The following is a 10,507-nucleotide window of genomic DNA, read 5'->3' as shown; positions in this document are numbered from 1 at the left end:
GCATGATCGCGCTGGTGCTGATCGCCTCGCCGGTCATGCTGCTTCACGCGGTGGCGCACTGGTGTTCGCTGCTGCTGTGCTGGCCGGTGTACTGGCCGCGTCAGCTGCGTCTTGAAAGCACGGCATCCGAGCCAGTGTGAGGGAATACCGGCACAATACGACCCCGAGCTTTCGCAACACGGTGGCTGACGAAGACGATGCGCAAAACACCGCCACCTTCGAATCCGTCTATCCCTTCCAATGGCGCGCTTTTGAGGCCGATGACCTGATCGAAACCGCCGAGCGAACATCGCAGGGGCGATCCATTCTCTTCGCCGCGCACGACCCGCGCGGCATCACGGTCGAGCTCAACGCCGAGCAGATTCAAGCGGTATCGGCGTCGCTGCAGCGTTTTAGCTGGCGTATGTCCTCGTGGGCCGGGATACAAACCATACGGGAATCTGTAGGAAACCAAGCAGAAAAGCGTCACCGGCAATCGGTGCTGTTACGTGACCCAGAAATGCTCGAGCTCAATGAGCAACAGCAGCAACAGGTGAATGCACGGATCGAGATCACAGGCCCAAGTGAACACCAGTTGCAATACAAAAAAGAGCTCGAAGAAACACATGATATTATCGCTGGTAGAATAGAGAAAAAAGAGGCCACATCGGAGCAACTGACCGATGATAGAATCAAGGAGGTCCGACTGGCCGCTTGGGAGGAAACCCGGGAAGGGAAGAAGTTTCTGTCGCGGACGGACAAGAAAATCGAAGACGATTATCAAAGTATCAAGGAAACCCTCAAAGCCGATTCCGAGGCGATAGACATACCGCTCTCTCAAGATCACGCGACCTGGCTGGACTCCCCCGATCTGAAAAGGATCTTCTCCTCGGATTATCGGACGGACGAACTCGATTCCGGGGTGAATTACGTCAACCACTTCGTCGACTGCATTGACGATGCCTCTGACCGAGAAGAGTGTGCCGAGATACTGAGGACATGGGCGAGCGCGGGTAACCCCACCGACCCGGATAACCCGCTGTTACGGAGCCTTGGGCATAACCAGGACGACCACCTGGCGGAGATCGATAGTGCGCCACCCCTGACCGCACAAAGCGCCTCGACGATTCTCGACAAATTCAATGCCGCGTGGCAAAAAAGCGCCAAAGCGATGCTAAACCCCGAAACGAGCGAAACCGCGGGGCGCGATGCCTTCACCAGGTTGATCTATCATTCCGGGGCGCCGGTTGCCAAGTTACTCTCTCAAGGTGTCGACGGCACTGCGAAGAGCCTCTATCTGATGGCATCGATGTTCTCCACCGATCAATGGATTGTGGAGCGCCCCTTGAGGGGCACTCCTACGCAGTTCGTCAATCTTCTGGCCGAAGAAATGCGCCTGGCCATTCCGGCGAACAAGCGGCCCAGCCGACTTCAGATGCAGCGTGCGCTGCGAGAGATGCTAAAAAGAACAGGCCAGTACGACCAGCTCGGCTCTCAGCACTTCGTGTTCGTGGATCGCGCGCGCCTGGCGGCAATCGGTGACGGCCAGGGAGCCGGGCGCTCGACAGCGGAGAGGATCTTGCACTCCCGTGAACCCATTGTCCTGGCCCCGCGTAACATTCGCGAAGGGATCATGCCAGGCTTCCAGCAAGCCATGAATGGCGAAGTCAGAATGAATGCGGTTTCCTTGTTCTTCTCGGGCATCTCCTGGTACTACGCGGGCAAGGCGCTGGACAGCGCCAATTCATTCAGCCGCCGCGAGCTATCGGTCAAGTTCTGGACCTCACTGGCCGGTGTCGTCGGTGGCCTGTGCGAGACAGTAGAAGCGGGTGTGAAAGGGCTAGTCGCTGCTGGTCAACAATTCTCAGATGGCACTAAAAGCCTTTTCAAGGCTGTGGGCAAGATTGGCCGCTTTTTAGGGGCGGGTGTGGCGTTTGTGTTTGCTGTATACGATGTGACACATGCAGTTGAAGAGTTGATCAAAGGTAATTATGGATTGTCGGCACTCTATCTGGCTTCGGCTGCAGGTGGTTTCGCTCTTGGCTATATCGCGATAGCCGCCGGTATTTTTTCATTGCTTGGTATGGCTTTGGTTTTAGTCATGCTAGGTATTGGGTTCCTGATAGGCCTTTTGACGGATTCGAAAACTCAGCAGTGGCTAAGTCATTGTTTTTACGGATCTGCTGATAGATTTTCGACCATTGAAGAATCTCAGCAGGAACTTGGTGATATTTTTAGGGGGTGAGTGTGAATAAGCGAGATCGGGTTTTTAAGGCTTTAGGTATGATTCCTAAGCATCAGTTTGAACTTCCTTCTAATGGCAGGGAGAAACGCTTATCTATTGAAAGCCCTTCTGCCGACGAGGCTTGCCCCTCCCAAGTTATGATTTTATATAGTAATAATATTTTGCAGGTTGCTGATTCTGAGTTTCAGCGGAGGGGGATTTATCTGGGCTGGGGGGTTGTGATTGGGATTCCCCTGGTTGCGTTGTTTGTTTATATGTCAGCGTTGCCATTTTTCTATCCTCTTGCTCCATTTTGGATGATCCCTGTGTTTGCCTTAATCATTTTGCCTCTTGCGGCAGGGGTTTTGTGGATGGCCTGGCAGGAGATTAAACGTTACGCAATATCGCCCGTGGTTTTTAACCGTCGCACGGGGAATGTTCATTTTTTTAGCATTCATGATGGCCAGCCGGTTACCTATCCTTGGCGCCGCTGTACCTACTGTATAGTGCCAAAACGGGCGGGCGGGCCCGAGGGGCGCGACTATGAAGTGCGCGGCTATGTATTGAATGAGTACGATGGTGTGCTGGATAGCTTTTCTATTGGCGAAGAAATGATTAATTTGGGTCATGTTGCTGGAAGCATGACGGAGCGTTGGTTGAGCTACCAGTTCGAGTATGTTCGTCAGTTTATGACTTTGCAAGATATTAGAGGCTTGGAGGCACCCAAAGAAGATGACTATGTTTCCCTCAAGCCTAGCTTTAGGCAGGCGATGGAAGTTGTTGATCCTAAGGTAAAGTCAAAATCGCTAGTCATTAAGCTGTTGTCTGTGCTGATGAGTGTGGTCACCTTGATACCTAAGGTGCTTGGTGGCGCTGGGCATTATTTATGCTGCAAATACTGCAAGGTGCCTCAGTGGTCTCAAGAGATCATTGACGAGTGTGGTCCTGAGATTGTGCTATCCAAGCGCTGATTGGTAATAGAAGTTGTTGGGAAAATCTGCAGACCTTAAGGGCTACTCGGCGCGTTGCTTGAGTCCTCAAGCACGCCCTGGTGATCGCTGCTGCTGGCCGTGAAAGCTGCGCCGGGACGGTACGGCATCGGTACCGATTGGAATGATCTCGGCGCTACCCACGCTAATCAGTTCTGGCGCGCCTTCCTAGGTCGCGCTGCCGTCGAGGACGTCGCGTGTGCGGCGTACATTGGTGAGCAGCGGGGCACCGGTGGCGGGGTCGGTGATCAGTGTGCAATCAACGCCATACAGCCGCCGTACTAGATCGGCCGTGACCGTCTCCCCCGGCGGCCCTTCGGCGAGAATCTGACCTTGGTGCATGGCGATCAGGTGATCGGCGTAGCGACAGGCGCCGACCAGATCGTGGATGACCATGACGATGGTCTTGCCTGCAGCGGTAAGCGAGCGGATGAGCTCGTAAACCTCGACCTGATGCCCAAGATCGAGCGCCGAGGTGGGCTCATCGAGCAGCAGCGTCGCGGTCTGCTGGGCGATGGCCATGGCGATCCAGGCGCGCTGCCGCTGGCCGCCGGAGAGCGCGTCTACCGGGCGCTCGGCAAGCGTCGTAAGCCCCGTCAGCTCGAGCGCTTCGTCGACGCAGGCCTTGTCGTCTGCGGACCACTGGCGTAGCCAGCTTTGATGCGGATGACGCCCGAAGCGTACCAGTTCGGCCACGGTCAGCGCCTCGGGTGCGTGGGGCTGTTGCGGGAGCAGCGCCAAACGCTTTGCCAGCTCTCGGCTTGGCACGCGCTGGATGTCCGCGCCATCGAGCAAGACCGCGCCCGCGCGCGGCTTGAGTAAGCGCGACATCCCCGACAATAAGGTCGATTTTCCGCAGCCGTTGGGACCCACGATGGCCGTGACCTGCCCGGCGGGAAGGCGTAGCTCGAGCCCCTCGATGACGGGTACGTTGCCATAGGCGAGCGATAGTCCCTGCGTCGCAATGTCCGGGGCGCTGTCGTCATCGGCGGGCGCGTAAACGAAAGCCTCTTGGGTCATGGGGTCGTCCTGGCATTAGGGTTCAAGAGTATCCACAGCAGCAGCGGGCTGCCGATCAAGGCGGTGACGATGCCCACCGGTACTTCGATGGGGGCGAATATCACGCGCCCTAGCAGGTCGGCGGCCAGCATGACGATGGCACCTGCCAGGGTCGCGCCGACCACGGGCACCGTGTTTCGGGTACTGATCTGGCGTGCGAACTCCGGGCCGATCAACGCCACCATCCCCACTGGGCCGGCCACCGCCACGGCCAATCCGGTGAGGATCACCGCCACGTTCAGCGCCATCAGGCGACAGCGGCTCGCCGATACGCCTAGACCGATGGCCACGGCGTCGGAGAGGCGCATGACGGTCAACGAGCGTGTCAGCCGAATGGCCGCTAACACCGCAGGCAGTAGGGCCAGTGAGAGTATCGATACCGCATGCGCGGGGCGTGCGTTGAGGCTGCCCACCGTCCACGGATAGGCGGCGTTGGCAGCATCGATCGAGACCCGTGTCAGCATGAGTTGGGTAATGGCGCCGAATACCGCGCCCACGCCGATACCGGCGACCAGAAAGCGGTAGCCGCGCACGCCGATGCTGCCGGTCAGCCCGAAAGTCAGCGCGGCGGCGACGGCGGCGCCAGTCAAGGCCATGGCAGGTGGCGCCAGGCTGATCCCGGTGCCCACCACGGAGGCTACCGCGAAGGCCGTGGCGCCATTGTCGAGTCCCACGATGCCCGGCGTTGCCAGACGGTTGCGTGCCACCGTCTGCATCAGGCAACCGGCCAGCGCGAAAGCTCCCCCAGTGACGAGCCCGGCCACGACGCGGGGTAGGCGCAGGTCACGCACCACGAAAATATCCAGCGCGCTGCCGTGGCCGAGCAGCGCCCCGAGCGTTGCCGGTCCTGACAGCGTCGCGGCACTGCCGGTAGCGAGCGATATCCCTGTCAGTAACATCAGGAGTCCCACCATCAGCAGATTGGCGAGCAAATTGCGCTTGTCGACGATGATCCGCAGTGGCGGACGCTTGCCCAGCGGCAGCGTGAGGAGGAATTTGCCCGTGTACGTGTGGCTCGACGTCTGCGTTCGAGAGAGCAATGTCACTTCGTGTTTCGTGGAACGCGAAGTTGTGGAAAGCGTGTTCGACATGGGCGGCTTTTGCGTTATGGACGGCTTCGACATGGGTGACTTACAGCATCGGGAGTCGGCGGCGGCGGACCACGGCGATCAATACGGGCGCACCGATCAGGGCCGTGATCACCCCTAGTGGCAACTCGGAAGGCTGCACCACGAGTCGCGAGACGATGTCGGCACTGACGACGACGATGGGTCCCAATGGCAGACAGAACCATAAGGTGCGCCGAATGTCGGGGCCTGCCAGCGCCCGCGCGGCGAAGGGCACTACCAGTCCCACGAAGGCGACGGGGCCGGCGATGGCCGTGGCGCCTCCGACCAGCAGCGCGACCACGACGATCACCAAGAAACGCACTATGCGGGGGTGATGCCCCAGGCCGATGGCGACATGCTCGCCGAGCGCCAGTGCCGCGAGCGGGCGCGCGAGAATGACGGTCAGCAGCGCGGCCAGTGCCAGGCTGGGAGCCAGCGGCATCAGGTCTGTGGCATCCCGGCCGGCGAGGCTACCCACCACCCAGAAGCGGATCTCATCCGCCGTATATTGATCGAACAGCAGGATCAGCGACGATAGCGAGTGCAGTAACCCCGAGAGAATCGCCCCGGCGAGAATGAGGCGTACCGGGTCGTTGCCGATGCCTTGCAGGCGCGCCGCGGCCAGTACGCACAAACACCCGCCCAAGGCACCGAGTTGCGCGACCGAGATGCGCAGCGTGGCGGCATCCGCTCCCCACAGGATCGCCAGCGTCACGGCGAAGGCACTGCCCGCACTGACGCCCAGCAACCCGGGTTCCGCCAAGGGGTTGCGCGTCACCGCCTGCAGCAGCGCGCCCGCGATGCCCAGGGCGATTCCCACCACCAGACCGATTCCAAGGCGCGGCAGGCGTAGCTCGCCGATCACGAAATGGGCCTCGCTATCGTGCATGGCGGCGGCGTCGAAATCGCTCAGCGCCAGCCAGGCGCGATCAGGGCCGACAGCGCCGGCCCCGAACAGCAAGCTCAGTAATGCGATGACCGCCAGCAAGATCATCAACAGACCCCACGTGGCGACCGGCGAGGGCGACTTGCCGGACCACAGACAGGCTCTCAGGCGAACCATGACGCTGCTGTCGGCGTGGCGGTTCATGAACGACGCCATGTAGCGGTCACTTCATTTCGCGCATGGCGGTGTCGATGTCGTCGAGGATCTCCTGCGCCGCCATCGGACCGGACGCGCTGGTCCATAGCTGGCCGTCGACGGTGATCACGTGGTCCTGTTGCACGACGTCGAGGCGTTCGAAGGCCGGCGACTGCTTGGCCGCTTGGTAAGCCTCATCGCCCTCGGCATTCAGTGTGGCCAGGAATAGCCAGTCGTTGTCGATCCTCGATAGGTTCTCCAGGCTCAGCGGATCGCTGTGCGGGCGCCCCTCCTTGACGGTATCGCCGTCATCGACCGTGAACCCGCTGCGGGTGAGCAGCGTATTGGAAAAAATCTGCGGCGCCATGACGATGGCGCCTTGCGGCATCCAACGAATCAGGCTGGCCGTGGGCGAGTTCTCGATGTCCTCGCGAATTTCCTGTGCCTGTGCGTCGACCCCATCGATAGCCTCGTTGACGGCATCAAGACGCCCCAGTGCCTGGCCATAGACTTGTGCTTCCTGCTCCCAGCTATCCATCTGGTAGGGCGTGACATCCGGCACCACGGTGGGCGCGATACGCGACAGCAACTGATATTGCGACTCGGGAAGTTGCGGCGAGGCGAGAATCAGGTCCGGCTTGAGCGCCGCCACGGCCTCGATGTTGGTTTCCCGCGGTGTGCCGACGATGGAGATGTCGCCGGCCGCGTCGCTCAGGTAGCCAGGTACGCCGTCTCCGCCGCGCGTGGCGACCGCACCGAGGGGCGTCATGCCTGCTGTCAGTGCCGTATCCAGCGCCCCCGTATAGAGCGTGACGACGCGTGCGGGATCGTCATCGACCTCGACCGAGCCGAAGGCCGTTTCCAGGGTCGTGGCGCTGGCCGGCAAGGTCGTGGAAAGCGCGGCGATGCCGGTCGCGGTCATGCAAAAGCGACGTAGAGATGTCATGGCGAGGTTCCTACCTGTTGATCCCGTGAGGAATGATCCGTCGTGAAAGCGCCAAGAATAGTAAACGAGAACGAATGTAAATGAGAAGCTATCTCACAATTGGGTAGGCGATGTCGTCTCCGTGAGAGACGCAAAGCGCGGCATATGACTGGCCGAGTTTAGGCGGAGAGAGGCAAGAGTAGTGCGCGAAAAAGGTGGGATTTTTTTATTAAGGTATTGATTCTAAATATCTTTCAAGAAAGTCATGACAACCGTCTTCACGGTGCGAGCGTTTCGACGGGGAACGTTTCGGGAAGCGCGTTCGCCATGACGAAACATGGTGTTCGTGATACTGCTGAGAACCCCAATTGGGCTGGGGTTCTCACCGGCGAGATCTGTGTGGCGGTGTGTCAGGCGCGGTCTTCGATGAAGACCAGGGTGCGGCCGTGGGAGAGCGCCGCTGCGTGGCGATGGTAGGCGCTGCGAGCCCAGCAGTTGAAGCCGTGATCGGCACCGTCGTAAACGTTGATCGTGACGTCGTCGCGGTCGGCGAAGGTGGTGCGGACTTGGTCGACGGTCTCGGCGGGGATATGTCCGTCGTTACCGGCGAAATGGAACTGCACCGGCACGTCGAGCTGCGCGGCCTTGTCCAAGTGCTTGTGGATGCCGCCGGGGTAGAAGCTCGCGGCACGATCGACGCCGGCTTCAATAGCTGCCAGATAGGCAAGGATGCCGCCCATGCAGTAACCGATGGCGGTGACGTCGCCGTCGCATTCGCTGCGTTGACGCAATGCCTGGGCGGTGCTGGCCAGGTCCTTGACGGCTACCGTGAAATCGATATCGCCGACGAGCTTGAAGGCCTTGTCCATGTCGGCCCCTTCATAGGCGAGCTCGACGCCCGGCTCCTGACGCCAGAATACATCCGGCGCGAGCACCACGTAGCCGTCCTGAGCGTATTGCTCGGCGACGCTACGCATGTGGGCATTGACGCCGAAGATCTCCTGGATCAAAACGATGCCGGGGCCCTTGCCAGCAGGTGGCAGCGCCAGGTAGCCCTTGAAGGACTGACCGTCGTGGGACGTGATGTCGATCCACTGGGGGGTGACGGTGGCGTCGCTCATGGTGTCTCCTTGGATGGGTGAAGCGTTCGAGATATGGATCTAGTCTAGAGAGCTGACATCCTGAAGGCTAGGAGGTTTGCAGGCGAACGATGGCCCAGTCGAGTGGCTAGGCCGTTTAATCCTGTAAAGAATATGAGAATCGCTTTTTAGAATTTTTCATTCTTTTTAGACTTGCTAGTCTAGAGGTCTTCGTTTTCCGAGCATTTACGCAACGATGAGAGGTCCAATGTCGCAAGGACGCTTGTCCGAATCGAACAGCCCCCTCAGCGCCGATCAGGCGCGGCGGCTCAATGACGCGCTGGCCGATCTCGACGCCCGGCAACGTGCCTGGCTGCAGGGATATCTGGCCGGCCTGGAGGCGCATGATGCACCGGCGGTCGCCGAATCGCCGGCCGCGACGCCGGGTGAGCCGCTGACCGTGCTGTTCGGCAGCCAGACCGGCAACGCCGAAGGCGTAGCCGAGCAGGCGGCCGAGCGCGCGCGTGCCTGGGGGCTCGACGTCGAGCTGAAGGACATGGCGTCCTTCGGCAAACAAGACCTCAAGCAAGCCACCCGGCTGATGGCGGTGGTCAGCACTCAAGGAGATGGTGACCCGCCGGATAGTGCCTTGGGTTTTTACGAGCTGATTGCGGGGCGCAAGGCACCACGTTTGAGTGACGAGCATCGCTTCGCTGTCTTTGGGCTGGGCGATGCCAGCTACGAATATTTCTGCGAGTCCGGCAAGGTGCTCGATTCGCGGCTCGAGGCTCTGGGCGCGCAGCGCTTGTGCGCGCGGGTCGACGCCGATGTCGACTACGAAGAGACCGCCACGCAATGGGTCGACGCGACGCTCGAGGCCTTCGCTGCGCTCTCGGGGAGTGCTGCGCCGGGACCGGCATCCGATGCGCCCGGCAGCGTGGCCGCGACTTACTCGCGTTCACATCCCTTCCAGGCGGAAGTGCTGGAGGCGCAGCCGCTCAATACCCGGGATTCCGACAAGCAGACGCTGCATGTCGAGCTCTCGTTGGAGGAGTCGGGGCTGGAATATCTCCCCGGCGACGCGGTGGGCATCGTACCGCAGAACGATCCTGCCTATGTCGAGGAACTGCTGGCCGCCTTGCGACTGGATGGCGAGGCACCGTTCGAGGAAGGGCGCCAACTGCGCGATGCCCTGCTCAACGATTTCGAGGTCACCACGCTGACGCGCCCCTTCCTCAATCATTGGGCCGAGATCAGCGATGATGCCGAACTGCGCCGCCTGCTCGACGAAGAGTCGCGCGACGAGCTGCGCGAATGGCTGCAGGGACGGCATATCATCGATGTACTGGAGCACTTTCCGGTCGAGGGGCTGGAGGCGGACACTTTCATTCGTGCGTTGCGCAAGCTGCCGCCACGCTTGTATTCGATTGCCTCGAGCCAGGCCGCGGCCCCCGACGAAGTGCACCTCACGGTGGCCGTGGTGCGCTATGAAACCCACGGTCGCGCGCGCGGCGGTGTGGCGACGACCTATCTCGCCGACCGCGTCAGCCCTGGCGACCGGGTGCCGATCTACATCGATCACAACAAGCACTTCAAGCTGCCCGACGATGATGCGGCGCCCATCGTGATGATCGGGCCGGGGACTGGGGTGGCGCCGTTCAGGGCCTTTCTCCAGGAGCGCGAAGCGCGCGGGGCGAACGGCGATAACTGGCTGTTTTTCGGCGACCGGCGGCGGCGTAGCGACTTCCTGTATCAGGCCGAATGGCTGCAATGGCGCAAGACAGGACTCCTGTCGCGGCTCGACGTGGCGTTTTCCCGCGATCAACAAGACAAGGTCTACGTGCAGGACCGCCTGCGCGAGCAGGCCGCCACCCTCTATGATTGGTTACAGGCCGGGGCCTATGTCTTCGTGTGCGGCGATGCCGAGCGCATGGCGCCGGACGTCCACCAGGCCTTGCTCGATGTGATTCGCGAGCAAGGTGGATACGACGAGGAAGCCGCTGCCGAGTACCTGCGTGACCTGCAGCAGCAAAAGCGCTATCAGCGCGACGTCTATTGAGGA

At 60.6% G+C, this 10,507-nt stretch carries 8 protein-coding genes; 3 read left to right on the top strand and 5 right to left on the bottom strand.

Annotated features, from left to right (window positions below):
• Positions 1–181: 181 nt before the first annotated feature.
• Together OP494_RS09585 and OP494_RS09580 are read left to right on the top strand one after the other, a co-directional pair.
• On the top strand, positions 182–2,224 hold the full coding sequence (locus OP494_RS09585) for a T6SS effector BTH_I2691 family protein (RefSeq protein ID WP_280540507.1): 2,043 nt from the start codon (positions 182–184) through the stop codon (positions 2,222–2,224).
• Positions 2,225–2,262: 38 nt separating this feature from the next.
• Entirely contained in the window at positions 2,263–3,174 is a 912-nt protein-coding gene (locus tag OP494_RS09580) for a hypothetical protein (protein WP_280540506.1), read from the top strand.
• Between the two features lie 186 nt (positions 3,175–3,360).
• Here OP494_RS09580 and OP494_RS09575 read toward each other — a convergent pair whose 3' ends face one another.
• The 5 genes from OP494_RS09575 to OP494_RS09555 all read right to left on the bottom strand — a co-directional run bounded on the left by OP494_RS09575 (position 3,361) and on the right by OP494_RS09555 (position 8,487).
• Positions 3,361–4,212, bottom strand: a complete 852-nt coding sequence (locus tag OP494_RS09575) for an ABC transporter ATP-binding protein (protein ID WP_280540505.1) — start codon at positions 4,210–4,212, stop codon at positions 3,361–3,363.
• Positions 4,209–5,297 carry an iron ABC transporter permease gene (locus tag OP494_RS09570; RefSeq protein WP_280540504.1) on the bottom strand — a complete coding sequence of 363 codons (1,089 nt, stop codon included), beginning with the start codon at positions 5,295–5,297 and terminating at the stop codon, positions 4,209–4,211. The genes OP494_RS09575 and OP494_RS09570 overlap by 4 nt, the downstream gene beginning before the upstream one ends.
• Before the next feature lie 85 nt (positions 5,298–5,382).
• Entirely contained in the window at positions 5,383–6,354 is a 972-nt protein-coding gene (locus tag OP494_RS09565) for an iron ABC transporter permease (RefSeq protein ID WP_280540515.1), read from the bottom strand.
• A 115-nt stretch (positions 6,355–6,469) separates the two neighbouring features.
• Positions 6,470–7,387: an iron-siderophore ABC transporter substrate-binding protein gene (locus OP494_RS09560; protein WP_280540503.1), complete on the bottom strand. Its 918-nt coding sequence runs from the start codon at positions 7,385–7,387 to the stop codon at positions 6,470–6,472.
• 389 nt (positions 7,388–7,776) lie between these two features.
• Positions 7,777–8,487 (bottom strand): dienelactone hydrolase family protein, encoded by a 711-nt coding sequence (locus OP494_RS09555; protein WP_280540502.1) that lies wholly within the window; start codon positions 8,485–8,487, stop codon positions 7,777–7,779.
• A gap of 226 nt (positions 8,488–8,713) precedes the next feature.
• Here OP494_RS09555 and OP494_RS09550 point away from each other — a divergent pair, with 226 nt between their 5' ends.
• A complete protein-coding gene (locus tag OP494_RS09550; protein ID WP_280540501.1) occupies positions 8,714–10,504 on the top strand; it encodes an assimilatory sulfite reductase (NADPH) flavoprotein subunit in 1,791 nt (596 codons plus the stop codon).
• Positions 10,505–10,507 lie beyond the last annotated feature (3 nt).

The sequence above is a fragment of the Chromohalobacter sp. 11-W genome (assembly GCF_029889905.1).
Classification (GTDB): Bacteria; Pseudomonadota; Gammaproteobacteria; order Pseudomonadales; family Halomonadaceae; genus Chromohalobacter.
This window is presented reverse-complemented; position numbering and strand designations above follow the sequence as displayed.

Bases quoted from the DNA above. Each gene is read 5' to 3' on its own strand.
- OP494_RS09580 (WP_280540506.1), top strand. From the start codon at position 2,263: ATGATTCCTAAGCATCAGTTTGAACTTCCTTCTAATGGCAGGGAGAAA.
- OP494_RS09575 (WP_280540505.1), bottom strand. From the start codon at position 4,212: ATGACCCAAGAGGCTTTCGTTTACGCGCCCGCCGATGACGACAGCGCC.
- OP494_RS09565 (WP_280540515.1), bottom strand. From the start codon at position 6,354: ATGATCTTGCTGGCGGTCATCGCATTACTGAGCTTGCTGTTCGGGGCC.
- OP494_RS09560 (WP_280540503.1), bottom strand. From the start codon at position 7,387: ATGACATCTCTACGTCGCTTTTGCATGACCGCGACCGGCATCGCCGCG.
- OP494_RS09555 (WP_280540502.1), bottom strand. From the start codon at position 8,487: ATGAGCGACGCCACCGTCACCCCCCAGTGGATCGACATCACGTCCCAC.
- OP494_RS09550 (WP_280540501.1), top strand. From the start codon at position 8,714: ATGTCGCAAGGACGCTTGTCCGAATCGAACAGCCCCCTCAGCGCCGAT.